12 protein-coding genes are annotated in these 21,418 nt (G+C 67.6%); 10 read left to right on the top strand and 2 right to left on the bottom strand.

What is annotated here, in order from left to right; translation table 11 throughout:
* Positions 1 to 2: 2 nt before the first annotated feature.
* Positions 3 to 887 carry a CpsD/CapB family tyrosine-protein kinase gene (locus tag JNN06_RS11795; RefSeq protein ID WP_291239789.1) on the bottom strand — a complete coding sequence of 295 codons (885 nt, stop codon included), beginning with the start codon at positions 885 to 887 and terminating at the stop codon, positions 3 to 5.
* Between the two features lie 338 nt (positions 888 to 1,225).
* Here JNN06_RS11795 and JNN06_RS11790 point away from each other — a divergent pair, with 338 nt between their 5' ends.
* Complete coding sequence (locus JNN06_RS11790; protein ID WP_291239788.1) at positions 1,226 to 2,173, top strand: glycosyltransferase; 948 nt, start codon at positions 1,226 to 1,228, stop codon at positions 2,171 to 2,173.
* On the opposite strand, the gene JNN06_RS11785 is transcribed toward JNN06_RS11790, so the two are convergent.
* The gene (locus JNN06_RS11785) at positions 2,174 to 2,920 is read right to left on the bottom strand and encodes a WecB/TagA/CpsF family glycosyltransferase (protein ID WP_291239787.1); all 747 of its coding nucleotides are present in this window, start codon (positions 2,918 to 2,920) and stop codon (positions 2,174 to 2,176) included.
* A gap of 163 nt (positions 2,921 to 3,083) precedes the next feature.
* Between JNN06_RS11785 and JNN06_RS11780 the strand changes: the two genes are divergently transcribed.
* The 9 genes from JNN06_RS11780 to JNN06_RS11740 all read left to right on the top strand — a co-directional run.
* A complete protein-coding gene (locus tag JNN06_RS11780; RefSeq protein WP_291239786.1) occupies positions 3,084 to 3,989 on the top strand; it encodes an acyltransferase family protein in 906 nt (301 codons plus the stop codon).
* Between the two features lie 58 nt (positions 3,990 to 4,047).
* Positions 4,048 to 5,463, top strand: coding sequence for a hypothetical protein (locus tag JNN06_RS11775; protein WP_291239785.1), 1,416 nt, complete (start codon positions 4,048 to 4,050; stop codon positions 5,461 to 5,463).
* 10 nt (positions 5,464 to 5,473) lie between these two features.
* On the top strand, positions 5,474 to 6,463 hold the full coding sequence (locus tag JNN06_RS11770; RefSeq protein ID WP_291239784.1) for a glycosyltransferase: 990 nt from the start codon (positions 5,474 to 5,476) through the stop codon (positions 6,461 to 6,463).
* Positions 6,464 to 6,679: 216 nt separating this feature from the next.
* Complete coding sequence (locus JNN06_RS11765) at positions 6,680 to 13,060, top strand: type I polyketide synthase (RefSeq protein WP_291239783.1); 6,381 nt, start codon at positions 6,680 to 6,682, stop codon at positions 13,058 to 13,060.
* Positions 13,060 to 14,061: a glycosyltransferase family 2 protein gene (locus JNN06_RS11760; protein WP_291239782.1), complete on the top strand. Its 1,002-nt coding sequence runs from the start codon at positions 13,060 to 13,062 to the stop codon at positions 14,059 to 14,061. The genes JNN06_RS11765 and JNN06_RS11760 overlap by 1 nt, the downstream gene beginning before the upstream one ends.
* Positions 14,062 to 14,098: 37 nt before the next feature.
* Positions 14,099 to 18,637 carry a MupA/Atu3671 family FMN-dependent luciferase-like monooxygenase gene (locus JNN06_RS11755; protein WP_291239781.1) on the top strand — a complete coding sequence of 1,513 codons (4,539 nt, stop codon included), beginning with the start codon at positions 14,099 to 14,101 and terminating at the stop codon, positions 18,635 to 18,637.
* A 34-nt stretch (positions 18,638 to 18,671) separates the two neighbouring features.
* Positions 18,672 to 19,247, top strand: a complete 576-nt coding sequence (locus tag JNN06_RS11750; RefSeq protein ID WP_291239780.1) for a 4'-phosphopantetheinyl transferase superfamily protein — start codon at positions 18,672 to 18,674, stop codon at positions 19,245 to 19,247.
* A gap of 31 nt (positions 19,248 to 19,278) precedes the next feature.
* Complete coding sequence (zapE, locus tag JNN06_RS11745; RefSeq protein ID WP_291239779.1) at positions 19,279 to 20,373, top strand: cell division protein ZapE; 1,095 nt, start codon at positions 19,279 to 19,281, stop codon at positions 20,371 to 20,373.
* A gap of 34 nt (positions 20,374 to 20,407) precedes the next feature.
* Positions 20,408 to 21,418 (top strand): mucoidy inhibitor MuiA family protein (locus JNN06_RS11740; protein WP_291239778.1); only part of this gene is annotated, 1,011 nt, incomplete at its 3' end.

Here is a 21,418-nt window from a genome sequence, read left to right as displayed (position 1 = left end):
GCTCACTTCTTGCCGTAGCGGTAGCGGCGCAGGCTGCGTTCCTGCGCGCGGTTCAGGATGACGCCCATCAGCGTGGTGCGGCCCTCGAACAGGCGCTCGCAGCTGCGGATGTCTTCGGCGGTGGTGCGGGTGGCATCGGCGACCAGCAGCACGGCATCCACCTGTGGCAGCACGGAAATCACGTCATCCGACCCCAGCGCGGGCGGCAGGTCCAGCACCACGATGGAGGGAGCAAGATGATCGACCACGGCGCGCAGCGTCTCGGCGGTTTGCGGCGCCAGCAGGGTTTCGGCCGGGTTTGCGACCGCCTCGCCATTCAGCGCCAGCGCCAGATTGGGGCCGACGCGGCGCAGATGGCTTTCCAGCGGCTGATCGCCCGACAGCACCTCGCGCAGCGGCCCGGCCTGTTGCCCCAGCAGCCGCGCCAGATCGGGGTGGCGCAGTTCAAGGTCCAGCAGCACCGTGCGGCAGGACGGCACCCGCGCCAGCGACAGCGCCAGATTGGCGGCCACGAGGCTTTTGCCGCAGCCATGGGTCGGCGAGGTAACGGCGATGCGCGACCAGCCACGCTCTTGCATGGCTTGCAGCAGGCGGGTGCGCAGCATGTCGAACTGCGAGGTCACGGCATGTTGGCCGGGCTCTGGAAACAAACCGTTTCCGGCCAGAAAAGCGGGGTCGAGCCGCGCCGGGCTGAGCGACTCCCAGACCTTTTCGGGGCGATGCGGCGGCTGGGGCGGCGGGCTGTAGACTTCCATCAGGCCGGGGCTTGGCGGGGTGGCAGCAGGTTGCACGGCAGGCACATTGCGCGCCCGGAACAGCGAAATTCCGGCGCGGCGCTCGGCTGTGCGGCTTTCCAGCCGTTCGGTAAAATCATCATCGCTGCGCATGGAACCTACCATATCCGCGACGGCAAACCCATCAGATCCCAAGATCCTGTGTCTATTCATCGGCCGCACCGGGCTCCAGCAGGGTGGCGCAGCGTGGCGCCAAAGGTCATTACAAGGCCAGCGCATCGCAGGCCGCCAGACCGGACTTGCAGCGCGCATGGCCCTTGCCATCCGCGCATGAGGAATCGCCCGGGCCCCCGCCCAGTCCCGCAGATGTATCAGAACAGCCGGGCAAAAGGAAGCCTGCGCCCGGATTTGCAGGGGCTTGCGTGATGGTGAAAACACGGCCAAACCCTCAAAACCCCGTGAGAAAACCGGGGGAGCGGGAGGGCGGCGCGATGCGGGCAGCGGTGGTCGATGCGGTGGTGATCGGGCGCAATGAGGGCGCGCGGCTGGTCGCCTGTCTCGACAGTCTGGCCGGGCAGGTGCGGCAGGTGGTCTATGTGGACAGCGGCTCGACCGATGGCTCGGCGCAGGCGGCGGCGGCGCGCGGGGCGCGGGTGGTGCAGCTCGATATGACGCGGCCCTTCACGGCGGCGCGGGCGCGCAATGCCGGTCTGGCGGTGCTGGACGCGCCGGAATTCGTGCAATTCGTCGACGGCGATTGCGCGGTGCAGCCGGGCTGGGTGGCGGCGGCGGTGCAAGCCATGGCCGCGCATCCGAAAGCGGTGGTGATCTGCGGGCGGCGACGCGAGCGCCACCCGGAGGCTTCGGTCTATAACCGGCTTTGCGACCGGGAATGGGACACGCCGGTGGGCGAGGCCAAGGCCTGCGGCGGCGATGCCCTGATGCGTTTTGCGGCGGTGCAGGCAGCGGGGGGCTATGACCCCGGCCTGATCGCGGGCGAGGAGCCTGACCTGTGCCTGCGCCTCCGTCGCGCCGGGGGCGAGGTTTGGCGGATCGGGGCCGAGATGACGCTGCATGACGCGGCGATGACCCGCTTTGGCCAATGGTGGCAACGCAGCCGCCGCGCGGGCCATGCTTTTGCCGAAGGGGCGCAGCGCCATGGCGCGGGGCCGGAGCGGCATTGGCTGGCCGAGACGCGCCGCGCGCTGATCTGGGGCGCGGGCGTGCCGCTGGCGGCGCTTCTGGCGGGGCTGCTGCATCCGGCGGGCCTGCTGATCCTGCTGCTTTGGCCCTTGCAGGTCTTGCGCCTGTCGCGGCGCATGGGTGCCGAGGCGGCGCTGTTCACCGTGCTGGGCAAGCTGCCCGAGGCGCAGGGGGTGCTGGGCTTTCACCTGAACCGGCTGCGCGGGCGCCAGCGCGGGCTGATCGAATACAAGTGATCAGCGCGCTTTCAGCGCTTTCAGCGCCTCGCCCGGCAGGATGCGGAAACAGGCGGCATAGCGCCCGATCAGGCGGCGCGGGTTCGACATCATGCGCCAGGCCCATTCCATCGCGATTTTCTGCACCCATTCCGGTGCGCGGGTCTGGGTGCCCGCCAGAAAATCAAGCCCCGCGCCGATGCTGGCAAAGCCGACATGGGGCGCCAGCGCGCGCCCGCGCGCGGCCAGCCGTTCCTGCTTGGGCGCGCCAAGGGCGATGAAGGTGAGGCCGATGTCGCTGGTCTCCAGCAGGCGGAGCATGGAGGCGGCCTCGGTTCCTTCGGGGTCAAACCCCATCGGCGGGGCGATTTGCAGCGCGATCTCCAGCCCCGGCACCTCCGCGCGCAGGGCCTCGGCGGCGGCGGCGAGTGCGGCCTCGGTGCTGCCCAGCAGCGCCACTTTCGCGCCGGTCTGCGCCGCGACACGCGCCAGCGGCACCACCATTTCCGACCCCGGCACCAGTTGCACCGGGCGCCGGGCCAGCCGCGACAGCCAGACGATCGGGTTGCCATCCGCCACCACCAGATCCTGCGCGGCATAGGCCCGGCGGAAACTGGCATCGGTGTTCAGCTTCACGAGGTGATCGAGATTGATCGTCGCCAGTGCAAAACCCTGCCGGGCCGCCAGCCGCGCCTTCGCCTCGGTCAACAGGGCGGCGGCATGGGGCAGGTTGATGGTGATGGTGGTGTCGTCAAAGCGGAATTGCACGGGAACACTCGGAATTTGGGGCAATGCGCGGTGCTGATAGCACGGATTGCACCGTTTTGCAGGCTGGCTTCTGGGCGAAAACACTCTGTTTCCGCTGCGGGGCGGGTGCGGCGGGCGGCCAGAGTGGACAGGAGGCCCCCGGCTCGCATAGCGAGGGCGGATGATGGTTCCTGTTGCCCTGGTTGCCCCCGCTGTTGTCCCGCCCGCGACTGACCGCCTTGCCGGGCTGGATCTCGGGCGCTTTCTGGCCGCTTTTGGGATCGTGCTGACTCATGCGCTGGTGTCGCCAACCGATTGGGTGGGCAATCTGTCGCTGGGCTATTTTCACATCCTGACTGGCTGGCTGGCGGCGCAATCTGCGATGCGGGCGGGGGCATATCCGCTGCGGCGGCGGTTCTGGCGGCTGGCGCTGCCGTTTCTGGCCTGGTCGGCGTTTTATCTGCCGGTGGAATGGTGGATCGCCGATGCGGCGGGGCGGGCGGCGTTGCTGGGCAACCCGATGCTGCTGCTGACCGGGCCGTCGCTGCATCTGTGGTATCTGCCTTTCCTGATCCTGAGCCTGCCATTGGTCTGGCCCTTGGTGCAGGCCACGCGCGGGGCGCGCGGGCAGGTGCTGGCCTCTGCCGGGCTGGTGCTGCTGGGCGTGCCGCTGATGGCGCTGCATGGTGGGGGCGGCTTGCCCGTGCCGCTGCCGCAATGGGCCTTTGGCCTGCCGCTGTTTGCGGCGGGCATCGTGATGGCGCGGGCAGAGGCGCTGTCGCTGGCCGCGCTGGCGGCGATGGGCGCGGCGGGATGGGCGCTGACCGGCGCCTGGTGGGCGGCGCCGATGGGCCTCGGGGCGGGGCTGCTCTGCGCGGCGCTGCGGCGCCTGCCTTTGGCCGCGCTGCCCTGGCAGATCGGACGGACGGCCTTTGGCATCTATCTGCTGCATCCCTTTATGGCATTGTTCGTTTACAAGGCCCTGGGGACCGGGGTGCATTGGGCGCCCTTGACGCTGCTGAGCTTTGCGGCCTCCTGGGGGGCGACGGTGCTGCTGCTGCGGTTGCCTTTGCTGCGGGCCTTGGTCTGATGCGGGGCGCGGTGTTACAGTGGCGGCCCTTGGGCCGATGGCCCGGCTGAGGACGCGCATGTATATCACGCCCAACCCGATTGCCTGGCTTGTGCTGCTCAGCTGGCCGCTGGTCACCTATCTGTTCTTCCGCAAGATGACGCCGGACCGCGCGCTGATCTGGACGGTTCTGGGCGCCTATATGCTGTTGCCGCCGCTGCTGAAGATCGACCTGCCGGTGGTGCCCGATGTGACCAAGGATTCGCTGCCCGGCCTGATGGGCGTGGTGATGGTGCTGTTCGTGCTGCGCGACCGGCTGTCGCTGATCCCGCAAAGCTGGATCGGGCGGGGGCTGCTGGTGGTGTTCGTGCTGTCGCCCTTTGCCACGGTGCTGACCAATGGCGAGGTGATCCCGAAAGGCCCGCGCGAGGTGATCCAGGGCATGCGGATTTATGACAGCCTTGCCGCTGTCATCAATCAGGGCATTGAAATTCTGCCGTTTTTCCTTGCCCGCCGCTATCTGGCGACGGAAGAGGCGATGCGGAACCTGCTGCTGGCGCTGGTGACGGCGGGGTTGATCTATTCGGTGCCGATGGTGATCGAGACGCAATTGTCGCCGCAGATGAATGTGTGGATTTACGGCTATTTCCAGCATGATTTCTGGCAGACGGTGCGGGCGGGCGGCTATCGGCCCATCGTGTTCATGCCACACGGGCTTTGGGTCGCGTTTTTCGCTTTCATGGCGGCGCTGGCGGCGGCGACGGTGTTCAAGGTGGGGCCGGCGCTCCGGCGCCCGAAACAGGGGGCGGTGACGCTTTACCTGCTGGCGATGGTGGCGGCCTGCAAAAGCATGGGGGCCATTCTCTATTCCGCTGTGCTGATCCCGGTGATGCTGATGGCCCCCCGGCGCTGGCAGGTGCTGCTGGCCTCGGCGGTGGCGGTGCTGGTGATGACCTATCCCATCCTGAGGGGGGCGCATCTGATCCCGATGCAGGAGATCACCGAATTTGCCGGCAAATTCTCGGCCGACCGCGCGGCTTCGTTTCAGTTCCGGGTGGATAACGAGGAATTGCTGCTGGCCCATGCTGAACGCAAGATCTTGTTTGGCTGGGGTGGGTATGGCCGCAATATGGTGTATGATGAGTTCACGGGCCGGTCGAATATCGCCGATGGCATGTGGATCATCACCATGGGGATTTATGGTTGGACCGGCTATATCGCGCAGTTCGGGCTGCTGGTCTTGCCGCTTTTGCTGCTGGGGCGCGAGGTCTGGTCGCAGCGCAGCCCGGTATCGCCCTGGGTGGCCTCGGTCAGCCTGATTTTCGCGGCCAATCTGCTGGACTTGTTGCCCAATGGCACGCTGATCCCCTTTACCTGGCTGATGGCCGGGGCGCTGCTGGGGCAGGCCGAGGCGCTGGCGCGGCAGCGCAAGCTGGACCGGGCGGCAGATATTGCGGCGCAATGGCATCCGAAGGCCGGGCGGACGGTGATTTGAGGGCGGTGGCATGAAGGTCGATCTGGGGGTTTTTGCGCATGATGAGGCGGCGGGGATTGCCGCCGTGGTCAACGCGCTGCGGGCGCAGGCCGTGCCGGGGCTGGACCTGCGGATTTTGGTGCTGGCCAATGGCTGCCGGGATGAGACGGCGGCGCGGGCGGCAGCGGCCGGGGCCGAGGTCGCCGATCTGGCCGAGGGCGGCAAAAGCCGGACCTGGAACCGCTTCGTGCATGATCTGTCGCGCCCCGATGCCGAGGTGCTGATCTTTGCCGATGCCGATATTGCGCTGCCAGAGCCGGATGCCCTGGCGCGGCTGGTGGCTGGGCTGCAGGCAAACCCGGCGCTGCATGTGATGAACTCGCGCCCGGTGAAGGATATTCAGGCCCGGCCCGAAGGCTTGGGCTGGCAGGATCGGCTGATCGCCATGGCGGGTGGCACGCTGGACGATTGGCAAAAGGCGATTTGCGGCCAGCTTTACGCCATGCCCGCCGCCCGGGCGCGGGCGCATTGGCTGCCCATCGGCTTGCCGGTGGAGGATGGATTCCTGCGCGCCATGGTGTTGACCGATGCGCTGACGGCGCCAGAGGATATGGCCCGGATCGACGGCGCGGATGTCTGGCACATCTACGAATCAGAGCGCACGATCCCGGCGCTGATCCGGCATCAGGTGCGCATCGTCATCGGCTCGGCGATCAATATGGCGGCATTTGAAACAATCCGTGCCGCGCCCGCCTCCAGCCGCGCGGATCTGCTGCGACAGGCGGCGGGGCAGGAGGGCTGGCTGGCGGCGGTGATCCGCAAGCGGCTGCCGCGCTTTCCAGATGGTTGGGTGCCCCTGCATTTTCTGGTGAAGCGCAGCCAGAATCTGCTGCGCGCCCCGCGCAGGCTGTTGCGCCCAAAGGGAATTTTGCTGCTGGTGGCCGGGTTCGGCTTTGATCTGATTGTCTATGTTCTGGCGCAAATCCGCATGGCGCGCGGCACCGGCGCCGGGCATTGGTAGCCCGCGGTGCCGCACTCGGGCGGGCATTCTGGCGCGAATGCGGCGGAACTGTGGCATTGTCCCTTGCGGGGGGATGATCGGCACAGCATTCCCCCTCGGGTATCGTGAAGGGTTCCTTTACGGTAAAATCCCCATATTGGACTGGCGCTTGCCAACTCCCAGTTTCGGGGGCTCTTGGCGATTTGTGACAGACGTGACGGGAAGTGCAGGGTGATGATGACGGATCGGGCGGTGGATCGGCACGAGGTCGCGGATACGGATATTGCGATTGTCGGCATGGCGGCGCATCTGCCCGGTGCGGCCTCGATTGTTGACTATTGGGAAAATCTGCGCGCGGGCGTGGAGAGCATCCGCCACCTGACGGAGGCGGAGCTTTTGGCGAATGGCGAAAGCCCGGCCCGGATGCGCCACCGCAATTTTGTGCCCGCCGCCGCGATTCTCGACAATTTTGCGCATTTCGATGCCGATTTCTTTGGCTTCTCGCCGAAAGAGGCCGCCGTCCTCGATCCGCAGCACCGGCAGTTCATGGAAGTGGCCTGGGAGGCGATGGAAAATGCCGGCCACACGCCCGAGGGATTCAAGGGGCCCATTGGCGTTTATGCCGGCTGCGGCATGGGATCATATTTCTATTTCAACCTGTGTTCCAACCGCGATCTGGTGGAAAACACCGGCATGTTCCTGCTGCGCCATACTGGGAACGACAAGGATTTTCTGGCCACGCGGGTCAGCCATATCCTTGATCTGAAAGGCCCGTCGATCAATGTGCAGACGGCCTGTTCGACCAGCCTTGTGGCGGTGCATTACGCGGCGCAGGCGCTGCTGAGCGGCGAATGCGATATGGCGCTGGCGGGCGGTGTCACCATCGAGCTGCCGCATGGCCGGGGCTATGTGTTCAATGAGGGCGAGATTCTGTCGCCCGACGGCCATTGCCATGCGTTTGACCATCGCGCGCAGGGCACGGTGTTCGGCTCGGGCGCGGGCTGTGTGGTGCTGCGCCGGGCGGTGGACGCGATCCGCGATGGTGATCATATCTGGGCGATCCTCAAGGGCTCGGCGGTCAATAACGATGGCGCGGCCAAGGCGGGCTATCTGGCGCCTTCGGTCGAGGGGCAGGCGCGCTGCATCGCTGAGGCGCAGGCAGTGGCGGGGGTGACCTCGGATACGGTGGATTATGTGGAATGCCACGGCACCGGCACCTTCCTCGGCGACCCGATCGAGGTGGCGGCGCTGACTCAGGGCTTTGCCGAAAGCGCCGAGACGGTGGGCACCTGCCGCATCGGCAGCGTGAAAACCAATATCGGCCATCTGGATACGGCGGCCGGGGTGGCCAGCCTGATCAAGGTGGCGCTGAGCCTGCATCACCGCGAAATCCCGCCCAGCCTGGGCTATGAGGCGCCCAATCCGGCGATTGATTTTGAATGTTCGCCCTTTCGGGTGAATGACCGGCTGACGGCATGGGAGGGCAAGGCCCATCCGCGCCGGGCGGGCGTCAACAGCCTTGGCGTGGGCGGCACCAATGCCCATGCCGTGCTGCAAGAGGCCCCGGCGCGGGCGGCGAGCGAGGACAGCCTTTGGCCGTTCCAACCGCTTGTGATCTCAGCGAAATCCAAGGCCGCGCTGGACGCTCAGGCGGCGGCTTTGGCCGCACATCTGCGGGCGCATCCCGAACAGCCGCTGGCCGATGTGGCCTATACGCTGAAGGAAGGCCGCCGCGCCTTTGAAAAGCGCCGGGTGCTGGTGGCCTCCAGCCATGCCGAGGCGGCGGATTTGCTGGAGGGCAAAGACCCGCGCCGCGTGTTCAACCATGACCATCTGGATGCGCCGGAGGCGGTGTTCATGTTCCCCGGCGGCGGGGCGCAATATGCGGGCATGGCGCGCGATCTGTATGACACCGAACCGGAATTCCGCGATTGGATGGATCGTGGCCTGGCGATTTTGCAACCCAAGCTCGATTACGACATCCGCGCCCTGTGGCTGCCCGAAGCGGGGGGCGAGGCGGCGGCGAATGACCGGCTCAAGCGCCCTTCGGTGCAATTGCCGCTGATCATGATCACCGAATATGCGCTGGCAAAGCTGTATGAAAGCTGGGGCGTGACGCCCGCCGCGCTGATCGGGCATTCGATGGGCGAGAATACGGCGGCCTGTCTGGCGGGCGTCATGAGCTTTGAGGATTGCATCGGGCTGGTGCATCTGCGCGGCCAGTTGTTCGACACCGTGCCGCCGGGCGGCATGCTGTCGGTGCCGCTGGATGAGGCGGCGTTGCGCCCGCGCCTGACCGGCGATCTGGATATGGCGAGTGTGAACGCGCCGGGCCTGTGCGTGGTTTCCGGCCCTGATGCCGCGCTGGCCGCGCTGGCGGAGGCGCTGGCCGCCGAGGAGGTGGAGACGCAACGCATCGCCATCGACATCGCGGCGCATAGCCGGATGCTGGCGCCGATTCTGGGGCGCTTTGGCGATTATCTGCGCTCGATCAGCCTGAATGCGCCGCAAATCCCGATCATCTCCAATGCCAGCGGTGTGGCTCTGACGGCGGAACAGGCCACCAGCCCGGATTATTGGGTGGCGCATCTGCGCAACACGGTGAATTTCCGGCAGGGCATGGCGCATCTGATGGAAGACCCCAACCGGGTCTATATCGAGATGGGGCCGGGCCGCGCGCTGTCTTCGCTGGCGCAGGCCAATGGCGTGGCGGCGGGGCAGGTGGTGCAGGCCTTGCGCCACCCCGAGCAAAAGATGCCGGATGATCAATGGCATATCGCCACGATTGCGCGGCTTTGGGCCTGTGGTCTCACGCCCGACTGGTCGCCCATCTGGGCCGAGGCGCGGCGCAACCGGGTGGTGCTGCCCAGCTATGCCTTTCAGCGCAAATCCTATTTCATCGAACCCGCCGCCCCGCAGGCCGTGGAGGCCGAGGCGCTGCCAATGCGGCAGGAGGATCTGGCGCAATGGGGCTGGCAGCCGGTCTGGCGTGCCCGCGACATCGAGGAAAGCGACCCCGCGCCGCATGGCTGGCTGGTCTTTGCCGATGAGGCCGGGCTGGCCGCGCCGGTGATCGCGGGTCTGCGTGCGGCGGGCCATGCTGTCACCGTGGTGCGCATGGGCGATGCCTTTGCCCGCGATGGCGAAGGCAATTACCTGCTGAACCCCGAACGCGGGCGCGAGGGCTATGACGCGCTGATCCGCGATCTGGTGGCGCATGGTCGCGCCCCCGACCGGATCGCGCAGTTCTGGCTGGTGACGGATCGGGAAACCTTCCGCCCCGGCTCCAGCTTCTTCCACCGCAATATCGAGGCGGGGTTCTATGCGCTGATGTTCCTGGGGCAAGCCATGGCCGAGGAAAACCTGCCGCGCCCGATCCATGTGACGGTGGTGACCTCGGGGGCCGCGCAGGTGAAGGCCGAGGGGCTGCCCTACCCGGAGAAGGCCGCGATTGCCGGCCCGGCCAAGGTCATGCCGCGCGAGCTGCCGGGGCTGACGGTGGCGACGCTGGATGTGGTGCTGCCGCTGGCGCCGAAGGGCTGGCGCGCCAAGGCGGATGCGGGCGCGATGGAGGCCTTGGCGGCGCAGGTGCTGGAGGAATTGCTGGCGGTGGCGGAAAACCGCGCGGTCGCGCTGCGGGGCGACAAGCGGCTGGAGCGCGGCTTGAAGAAACTGCCGCTGCCGCAGGCGGCCCTGGCGCTGCCCGAAGGCGCGCCGGTGCTGATTACGGGGGGCTTTGGCGGCATCGGCCTGACGCTGGCCGAACGGCTGGCGGTGGAGGCCAAGGCGAAAATCCTGCTGATCGCGCGCCGCGAATTGCCCCCGCGCGACCAATGGGCGGCGCATCTGGCGCGGCGGGGCGCGGCAGACCCGATCGGGCGGCGCATTCTGGCCGTGCAGCGGCTGGAAAGCCTGGGCGCGCAGGTCATGGTGGCGCGCGCCGATGTTTGCAATGCCGAGGAAATGCGCGCGGCCCGTGCTGCGGGTGAAACCGCCTTTGGCCCGTTCAAGGCGGTGATCCATGCGGCGGGGGTGGTGGATGACGGCCCGCTGCTGACCAAGACCCCGGCCTCGGTCGAGGAGGTCTTTGCGCCCAAGCTGCACGGCACCCATGTGCTGCACGACCTGTTCCCCGATGGCGCCATTGATCTGATGGTGCTGTTCGCCTCCACCTCCACCCTCACCGGGCCTGCGGGCCAGGTGGATTATGTGGCGGCGAATGAATATCTCAACGCCTATGCGCAGGGGCGCGCGGGCGGCAAGACCCGCGTGCTGGCGCTGAACTGGGGCATCTGGGCCGATGTTGGCATGGCGGCCGAGGCCTTGGCCGACCGCAGCGGCACGCAGGTGCAGGCGCCGAAACTGCCGGTCTCAAGGCCGATGCTGGAGGCCTCGACCTATGATCGCAAGGGCGCGCGGCTGTTTGAAACCCGGCTGACGGTGGAGCGCTGGATTCTGGATGGCCACCGCACCAAGGCGGGGCAAGCGCTGATCCCCGGCACCGGCTATCTGGAACTGGCCGCCGAAGCCGCCGCCGAAGAGGGCTGGAGCGGCTTCGAGCTGCGCGACCTGACCTTCTTCCGCGCGCTGGACGTGGCGGACGACGCCCCGCGCGACATGCGGCTGCGGCTGACGCCTTCGGAGGAGGGGTTCGGGCTCGAGGTGCGCTCGGCGCATGAGCTGCGCGGGCGCAGGGGCTTTGCGCTGAATGCACAGGCCCGGCTGATGCCGGTGCAGGGCAAGGCCGGGCAGGTGGATCTGGCGGGGATCGCGGCGCGCTGCGGCAGGCCGGTGGAAGACCCGCGCGGCATTCGCTCGCCGCAAGAGGAGCATCTGAACTTCGGCCCGCGCTGGCGGGTGCTGCATCGCATGGCGCTTGGGCAAGGCGAGGGGCTGGCGATGCTGACGCTGCCCTTGGCGGCGCAGCCCGATCTGGCGCAGGGCTGGCTGATGCATCCGGCGCTCATGGATATTGCGACCGGCTGGGCCATGGGGCTGATCTCGGGTTATCGCCCGGATCACCTCTGGGTGCCGGTCTCTTATGGCCGGGTGCGCGCTTGGGCACCGCTGCCCGCGCGGGTGCATAGCTGGGTGCGCAATGCGGCGGCCAACCGGGGCGAAGGCCCGGTTGCGGTGTTCGACATCACGCTGACCGATGAAAGCGGACAGGTTCTGGTGGAGATCGAGGGCTTCACCATCCGCCGTCTGGAGGCGGGCTTTCGCATCGCGGCCCCGTCCGAGCGCGAGCTGGAGTTCGACGATGCCGAGGGCGCCAAGCCCAACTCGCCGCAAGAGGAGCGCCTGCTGCACAACCTGTCGCAGGGCATCCGGGCCGAGGAGGGGGCAGAGGCTTTCACCCGCGCCTTGGCGACCGGGGCTTCGCACGTCATCGTGTCCTCGCTGGATGTGCCAGCGCTGATCCGTCAGGCCGATCGGGCCGAGGCGGCGCGCCCCGAGGGGCAGAGCTTCGCCCGCCCCGATCTGGACAGCGCCTATCTGGAGCCGCGCAACGATATTGAACGCACGCTGGTGGGCTTCTGGCAGGAGTTGCTGGGGGTGGGGCAGGTCGGCGTCGAGGATGATTTCTTTGCGCTTGGCGGCCATAGCCTCATCGCGGTGCGGCTGTTTGCCATGGTGAAAAAGGCGTTCCGGGTGGAATTTCCGATCTCGGTTCTGTTCGAGGCGCCGACGATTGCCGCCTGCGCCGCGCTGATCGAGGAGCAGATCGGCCCGCAAGACAGCAGTGCCCCTAAAGCCGAGGCCCCGCGCCGCCGCTTCACCCATCTGGTGCCGATGCATGAGGGCGCGGGCGCGGCCAAACAGCCGTTCTTCCTGGTGGCTGGCATGTTTGGCAATGTGCTGAACCTGCGGCATCTGGCGCAGCTTCTGGGCGGCGACCGGCCCTTCTATGGCTTGCAGGCGCGTGGGCTCTTTGGCGAGGATGCGCCGCATGCCACGCTGCCCGAAGCCGCCGCCGATTACATCGCGGAATTGCGGCAGGTGCAGCCGCATGGCCCCTATTTGCTCGGCGGCTTCTCGGGCGGGGGGCTGACCGCCTGGGAAATGGCGCGGCAGTTGGAGGCCGCGGGCGAGGAGGTCTCGGCGCTGGTGCTGCTGGATACGCCTTTGCCGATGCGCCCGCCGCTGTCGCGGCTGGACAAGGGGCTGATCAAATGGGCCGAGCTGAAGGCGCGCGGCCCCGGCTATCTGCTGGATTGGGCCAAGGCCCGCTGGGCCTGGGAGCTGCAAAAGCGCCGCCCGCAAGCGATGACCGAGGTTGCGCATCAATTCCACAATGCCGAGATCGAGGCCGCTTTCCGCGCGGCGATCTCGGTCTATGCGCTGCCGCTGCGCAAGGGGCCGACGGCGCTGTTCCGCCCGCCGCTGGATCTGCGCTGGCAGGTCTCGAACGGGCAATGGGTCAGCGGCGCCAAGGAATATGTGTTTGAGGACAATGACCTGACCCGCTTTGCCCCGGCGCTGACCGTGCATGAGGTGCCGGGCGATCATGACTCCATGGTGCTGGAACCCAATGTGCGGGTGCTGGCAGCCCGGCTGCGCGAGGTGATCGCGGCGGCCGAGGCGCGCCCCGTTGATCTGCGCGAGGCGGCGGAGTGATGGCGACGGTTCTGACGGTCATCCTCAATTGGCGCACCCCCGCCATGACGCTGCAATCCTGCGAGGCCGCCTTGCGGGCGATGGAGGGCATCTCGGGCGCCATCACCATCGTCGATAACGACAGCGGCGACGGGTCTTTCGAGACGATCCGCGCCGAGGTCATGGCGCGCGGTTGGGACATGGGCGCCGTGCCGGTGCAGGTGATTCAATCCGGGCGCAATGGCGGCTTTGGTGCGGGCAATAATGTGGGCATCCGGGCCGGGCTGCCGGGCGGGGCGCGGCCCGATTATGCCTATATCCTGAACTCGGATGCCTTCCCCGCCCCCGATGCGATCCGCGCGCTGCTGTCCCATCTGGAGGCGCATCCGCAAACCGGCTTTGCGGGCAGCTTCATCCATGGCACCGATGCCGTGCCGCATCGCACCGCCTTCCGCTTCCCCTCGGCCTGCGGCGAGTTGGAGGGGGCGGCGCGGTTCGGCCCGATCTCGCGGCTGTTGAAACGCCATATCGTCGCGCAGCCGATCCCGGAGGTGACGGGCCGGGTGGATTGGCTGGCGGGGGCCAGCCTGATGATGCGGCAGGATGTGCTGGACCGGATCGGCCTCTTTGATGAGGTGTTTTTCCTGTATTACGAGGAAACCGACCTTTGCCTGCGCGCGGCGCGGGCGGGGTGGCCCACCGATTATGTGCTGGAAAGCCGGGTGGCCCATATCGGCTCTGCCTCGACCGGCATGAAGACCTGGGCGCGGATTCCGGGCTTCTGGCTGGATAGCCGCCGCCATTATTTCACCAAAAATCACGGGCATATCTATGCCGCTGTCGCCACGCTCGCCCATGTTGCGGGCGGGGTGTTCTGGCGCTTGCGTCTGCTGGTGCAGCGCAAGGACCGGGGCGATCCGCCGCATTTTCTGCGCGATCTGATCGTGCATTATCTGGGGCGGGCTGGGCAGGGCGGGCCGGGGGCAGCCTCGGCCAAGGTGAAGATCAGCCCCGAAGGATAGGGGCATCGCTGGCCGCAGGGCTGGCAAGGAGTGCAAGATGAACCCGTTTTCCTGTATCCTCATCGGCAATGAAAGCCTGACGCGCGAATGTGGCGCAGCGCTGATCGCGCGCGGGCATCGCGTGGCGGCGCTGGTCACCCGCAATCCGGAGGTGGCGGGATGGGCGCGCGGGCAGGGCCTGCCGGTGATCGCGCAGGAAAAGGGGTGGGAGGCGCAGGTGCCCGCCGTGGATTGGCTGCTGTCGGTCGCCAGTCTGTCGCTCGTGCCAGAGGCCGCCTTGGCCCGGGCCGCCAAGGGCGGGGTGAATTTTCATGATGGCCCGCTGCCGCGCCATGCCGGGCTGAACGCGCCGGTCTGGGCGATTTTGGCGGGCGATGCGCAGCATGGCATCACCTGGCACCGGATCACGGCGGGGGTGGATGAGGGCGCCGTGCTGGTGCAGCGCCTGTTCGACATCGCACCGAATGACACCGCGCTGACGCTGAACACCCGGTGTTTCGAGGCGGCGCTGGACAGCCTGCCCGAGCTGTTCACCGCCCTGGAGCAAGACGTGCCGGGCGTGGCGCAGGATTTCACGCAGCGCAGCCTGCATCAACGCGCGGATCGCCCGGCGGCGGCGGCGCGGCTGGATTTCAGCCAAAGCGCCGAAAGCGTCGCGGCGCTGGTGCGGGCTTTGGATCATGGCAGCTACTGGAACCCGCTCACTTGCGCAAAGCTGTGGGATGGGCGGCGGTTTGTGCTGGCGGGCGGGGCGGAGGTTGTGCCGGGCGCCGGTGTGCCGGGGCAGGTTCTGGCGGCCTCGGAGGAGGCGGTGACGGTGGCCTGTGCCACGGGCGCGGTGCGGCTGTCGCGGCTGACCTGCCAGAAGGGCTTCCCGGTCTCGGGGCTGAGCCTGCCGAACCCGATTTCCGGCGGGCCGGAGGCGGCGGCGCTGACGGCGGCCTTGGCGGCGGTGGCCCCGCAGGAATTGCGGCTGCGCAAGGCATTGCTGGCGCTGGACCCGGCAGAGGTGCCCGGCGCATCGGAGGCCAGCGCGCCGGAATTCTGGCAAGCCCTGCCGCTGGCGCTGCCCTCGCTGGCGCTTGGCGCCCTCGCGGCGGTGCGGCTGGCGGGCAAGACCGAGGCCGATCTGGCCGTGGCGGTGGCGCCCGAGGCCGGGATCATCGCGGATTGGGCGCCGCTGCGCGTGACGGCCTCTGGTCCGGTGGCGCAGGCGGTGGCCTCGGTTGAGGCCGCGATGGCTGGGGCGCATGGCTTCGCGCTCGACCTTCTGGCGCGGGACCGGCGGTTGTTCGGCCTCAAGCCCCCGGCCTTCGGGATCGGGGCTGCGCCGATTTCCGGCACGGTGGTGACGCTCGCCCCCGATGCGCTGCATTATGATGCGAGCCGCCTGCCGAAAGCGCAGGCCGAGGCTTTGGCCGCGCGGATTGGGGCCTTTGTGGCGGCAGAGGATGCGCGCGTCGAGGCGCGCCCCGTGCTGAGCGAGGCCGAGCGCGAGGCGGCGCTTTACGCCCCGAACCGCACGCAAAAAACCTATGATTCAAGCGTTTGCATTCATCAGGCCTTTGAGGCGCAGGTGGCGCGGACGCCCGATGCCGTCGCCGTGGTGTTCGAGGGCCAAAGCCTGACCTATGCCGCCTTGAACGCCCGCGCCAACCGCGCCGCCCATGTGCTGATCGGAATGGGGGTGCGGCCCGGCACCTTGGTGGGCCTGCATTGCCGCCGCTCGCTGGATCTGCTGGTGGGGGCCTTGGCGATCTTCAAGGCGGGCGGCGCCTATGTGCCGATGGACCCGGCCTATCCCGCCGACCGCACCGCGCTGTTCATCGAGGATAGCGCCTGCCCGGTGATCGTGACGCAAAGCGCGCTAGAGACGGGCCTGCCGCGCTCGGTCGATTTGCTGTGCCTTGATGCCGATGGGCGGCTGGCGGGCGCGGATGATCGCAACCCGCAAAGTGGCGTCACCAGCGCCGATCTGGCCTATATGATCTATACCTCCGGCTCGACCGGGCGGCCCAAAGGGGTGATGGTCGAACATCGCAATGTGGCGAATTTCTTTGCGGGCATGGATGACCGCATCGACCATGCGGCGGGGGCGGTCTGGCTGGCGGTCACCTCGCTGTCCTTCGACATTTCGGTGCTGGAGCTGTTCTGGACGCTGGCGCGCGGCTTCAAGCTGGTGCTGACCAGCGATGAAAACCGGGCGCTGGTGTCGAACGGGCGCATCGGCTCGGCCAAGGGGATGGAGTTCTCGCTTTACTATTGGGGCAATGACGACGGCGCCGGGCCGAAGAAATACGAATTGCTGCTGGAGGGCGCGAAATTCGCCGACAGCCACGGCTTTTGCGCGGTCTGGACGCCAGAGCGGCACTTTCACGCCTTTGGCGGCCCCTATCCGAACCCGGCGGTGACCGGGGCGGCGGTGGCTTCGGTCACCCGGAATATCGCGGTGCGGGCGGGCTCGGTCGTGCTGCCCTTGCACCACCCGGCGCGGGTGGCCGAGGATTGGGCGGTGATCGACAACCTGACCAATGGCCGCACCGGGCTGGCGGTGGCCTCGGGCTGGCAGCCTGATGATTTCGTGCTGCGCCCCGAAAACACCCCGCCCGACAACAAGGCCGCGATGATGCGCGGCATCACGCAGCTGCGGCAGTTGTGGCGCGGCGAAGCGGTTGAATTTCCAACGAAAACCGGCACCTTTGGCGTGGTGACCCAGCCCCGCCCGGTCTCGAAGGAGCTGGAGGTCTGGATCACCACGGCGGGCAATCCGGCCACGTGGCGCGAGGCGGGCGAGAATGGCGCGCATGTGCTGACGCATCTTCTGGGCCAAAGCGTCGAGGAGGTGGCGGGCAAGATCGCCCTCTATCACGAGGCGCTGCGCAAGGCGGGCCATGATCCGGCGCGCTTCAAGGTGACGCTGATGCTGCATACCTATGTCTGCCGCGACCGCGAGCAGGCGCGGCGCGTGGCAGAAGGCCCGATGAAGGCCTATCTCGCGGCGGCGGTGGGACTGGTGAAACAATATGCCTGGGCCTTCCCGGCGTTCAAGAAACCGCAAGGCATTGAAAAGCCCGATGACATCGACCTGCGCAGCCTGTCGGGCGAGGAGAATGAGGCGATCCTCGATTTCGCCTTCCAGCGCTATTTCGACGATTCGGGCCTGTTCGGCACGGTGGAGGATGCGCTGGACCGGGTGGAAAGCCTGAAGCGGATCGGCGTGACCGAGGTGGCCTGCCTGATTGACTACGGCATCGCGCCCGAGGTGGTGATGGAGGGCCTGTATCCGCTGGCCGAGGTGCTGCGCCGCGCCAATGCGGGCGGGCAGCCGGAGGCGGATGATTACTCGATCGCGGCGCAGATCATCCGCCATGGCGTGACGCATCTGCAATGCACGCCCTCGATGGCGCGGATGATCCTGATGAACGAGGAAGCCAAGGGCGCGCTGGCCGGGGTGCAAACCCTGATGCTGGGCGGCGAGGCGCTGCCGGGGGCCTTTGTGCGCGAGTTGCGCAAGGTCACGCCCGCGCGCATCCTGAACATGTATGGCCCGACCGAAACGACGATCTGGTCCACGGTCGAGGCGGCGGGCGAGGGCGAAGGCGTGGTGAATATCGGCACAGCCATCGCCAATACGCAGGTCTATGTGCTGGATGACAGCCTGAACCCGGTGCCGCCGGGCGTGGCCGGCGAGCTGTGGATTGGCGGCGATGGCGTGACGCGCGGCTATTGGCAGCGCGAGGATCTGACAGCCGAGCGTTTCAAGCCCGATCCCTTCGTGCGCGAGGGCGCCTGCCCTTGGGGCGCGCGGATGTATCGCACCGGCGATCTGGTGCGGCTGCGCGGCGATGGCAAGCTGGATTACCTGGGTCGCGCCGATTTTCAGGTGAAGCTGCGCGGCTATCGCATCGAGCTGGGCGAGATTGAAAGCCGGTTGGAGGCATTGCCGGGGGTTCAACAGGCGGTGGTTCTGGCGCGCGAGGATCAGCCGGGCGACCTGCGGCTGGTGGCCTATGTCACCGGCTCGGGCCATGAGGCCGGGCTGAAACCGGCCCTTGCCGCCGTGCTGCCCGAACATATGGTGCCCGCCCATATCGTGACGCTGGATCACTTCCCCCTGACGCCGAACCGCAAGGTGGATCGCAAGGCGCTGCCCGCACCAAGGCTTGCCGTGGCCGAGCCGGTGGTGCATGAGGCGCCCGAGACCGATCTGCAATCGCAGATCGCAGCCGTGTGGCAAAAGGTTCTGGGGGTGCCGAAAGTGGGGGCGCGCGACAATTTCTTTGCGCTTGGCGGCCATTCGCTGTTGGCGGTGCAGGCCCATCGCGAGCTGCGCGATGGCTTGGGCCTGTCGAAACTGTCGATTACCGATATTTTCCGCTTCCCCGTGCTGTCGGCCTTGGCGGCGCATCTGGGCGATGCGGCGACACCCCTTGCCGCGCCGCAGCGCGTGGTGGCTGCGGTGGCGAATGCCAGCACTGCCCCTTCTGCGAATGCCCCCTCTGGAAACGACCGCGCCGATGCCCGGCTGGATGCCATGGCGCGGCGCCGGGCGATGCGGGCGGGCCGTGACGCCTGATCTGTCCGCTCTCCTTGCGGCGGCGCGCGGCCTGGTGCCGGCGGGCTGCGCGCTTGGCGTGGCGGACCCGCGCGCCGATTGGCCCGCCTTTCCGGGGGAAACTGTGCGCGGCGTGCCCAAGCGCATTGCCGAGTTTCGCGCCGGGCGCGAGGCGGCGCGGGCGGCTTTGGCCGAGCTGGGCCTGCCCGCCCGCCCGCTGCCGGCCGGGCCGGATCGCGCGCCAATCTGGCCCTTGGGCGTGGCAGGCTCGATCACCCATAGCGAGCGGCTGTGCCTTGCGGTGGCCGGGCGGTTCCGCGCCATGGGGGTGGACCTGGAGCCCGCCATCGCCTTGCCTGCCGAGTTGCGCGACAGCGTTCTGGTGCCCGAGGAGGCCGAGGCGACCGATCACGAGGCCAAGCTGATCTTTTCGGCCAAGGAAGCGGTCTATAAGGCGCAATATGGCCTGACCCGGCAGATGCTGGGCTTCGACTCGGTCGCGGTGACCATCGCGCCGGGGCAGTTCTCGGCCCGGTTCCGGCAGGATGTCGGGGTCATCCCGGCGGGGCGGGTAATCAGTGGCCGCTGGACCGATGTCTCGGGCCATTTCCTCACGCTGGTTTGCCTGTAGCATCGGGCGGCCCGGCGCGGTATACTATGGCATGCGACAGACATTGATCGAGATCTACGACGCCCGCGTGGCCGAGGGCAGCCTGCGCGCAGACCCGGCGCAACGGGCGGTCTTGCCCGTGCTGGAAGATTTGCGTGCGTGGCTGGAGGCCAATGCCACCCGCAAGATCGGGTTGTTTGCCGGGCTGTTCGCCCGACCCGCGCCGCCGCCCAAGGGGCTTTACCTCTGGGGCGGGGTGGGGCGCGGCAAGTCCATGGTGATGGACCTGTTTGTCGAACATCTGGCGATCACGGCCAAACGCCGCGTGCATTTCCACGCTTTCATGCAGGAAATTCACAAAGGCATGCACGCCGCCCGGCAAAAGGGCGTGGATGATGCGCTGAAACCCGTGGCCGAGACGGTGGCGAAAGACCTGCGCCTGCTGGCCTTTGACGAAATTCAGATCACCGACATCACCGATGCGATGATCGTGGGGCGGCTGTTCACCATGCTGCAAGAGGCGGGGGTGGTGATTGTCACCACTTCGAACCGGGTGCCGGAAGACCTGTATAAAAACGGGCTGAACCGGGCGCTGTTCCTGCCTTTCATCGACCATATCCGCGCAACCTTCGTGGTGCATCAGCTGGAAAGCCCGAATGATTACCGGCAGCACCGCTTGCAGGGCGCGCAGGTTTACTTTCACCCGGCTGGGCAAAGCGGGGCGGCGATCAGCGCGATCTGGCACGATCTGTCGGGCGGCAGCGCGGGCGAGGCGCTGGTGCTGGAGGTGAATGGCCGCAAGGTGGAGCTGCCGCGTTTCGCAAATGGCGTGGCGCGCTGCTCTTTCTGGGAGCTATGCGCGCGGCCTCTGGGTGCGGCGGATTATCTGGCCATCGCGCAGGCGGTGCGGGTGCTGATCCTGGAGGATATTCCGCAGCTTTCCGCCAGCAACTACAACGAGGCCAAGCGTTTTGTGACGCTGATTGATGCGCTCTATGAGGCGAAGGTGCGGCTGATCTGTTCCGCCGCCGATGTGCCGGAGCGGCTGTATATCGAAGGCACCGGCGCTTTTGAATTTGAACGCACCGCCAGCCGCCTGCGCGAGATGCAGGGCGCGGCTTGGGGCTTGCCGGGCGACGAGGGCTGACGCATCCTGCGGGCGATTGCCACCGGGGGATTTCATGCGCCATTGCCTGTTCGCCTTTGCTCTTGCCGCGTTGCCTTTGGGCGCCCATGCCGAGAGTTTTACCGCCACCAGCCGCATCACCTCGGTGACGCTGTATCCGCAAGGGGCCGAGGTCACGCGGGTGGTCAGCCTTGATCTGCCTGCGGGGGCGCATCAGCTGCGGATTGCCGATCTGCCACAGGGCATTGATCCGGGGCTGATCCGGTTGAGCGCCGAGACCACCAGCCTGGGGGCCTTTGTGCTGCAACAGGCCGGAATGGCACCGGGGGCCGAGGTGCCCTTCCCCGAGCTGGAGGCGGCGGTGAGCGCGGCCGAAGCCGCGCGGGATGCGGCGGCGCTGGAGCTGGCGCGGCTGGATGCGCAGATCGGCGCGATCACGGCGCGGGGCGACTTCCTGCGCCGGTCCGAGGCCGAGGTGACGACGCAAGCCCCCGCCGATCTGGCCGCCATGGCGCAGATGATCGGGGCCGAGGTGCTGGCCGCCGAACAGGCTGCGCTGGAGCTGCGCGCCGGGCGTCCGGCGCTGGAACGCGCTTTGGACAAGGCCAGCGCCAAGCTGGATCAGGCCCGCGCCGCCGAGGAGGCCCGCCGTGCCGCGCAGGCCGACAAGGCCTTGCTCTCGGTCGATCTGGAACAGCCGCAGGCTGGCAAGGCTGAGATCACGCTGAGCCATTATGTCAGCGAGGCGCGCTGGATGCCGGTTTATGATGCGCATCTGACGCGCAAGCCCGCGCCGCAGCTGGTGCTGAACCGGGGCGCTTTGGTCAGCCAATCTTCGGGCGAGGATTGGCAGGGCGTGGCACTGACACTTTCCACCGCGCAACCTGCTGCGCAGGCCGCGCCTTCGGACCTCTGGCCCGATCTGCGCCGGGCCGAGAAGCCTGAGCCGCCGATGGTGGGGGGGGCCGCAGTTGCGGATGCTGTAATGGAGGCCATGGTGGAACCCGTGGCTGTCGCCGCCGCGCCGGGGCGCGGAATGGAATTGCAGATGATGGGTGACATCGCG

Source organism: Gemmobacter sp. (genome assembly GCF_016792925.1).
Lineage (GTDB): Bacteria > Pseudomonadota > Alphaproteobacteria > Rhodobacterales > Rhodobacteraceae > Gemmobacter.
Note: the sequence above shows the minus strand (reverse complement) of the source record. Positions and strands in the feature narration are given on the sequence as shown.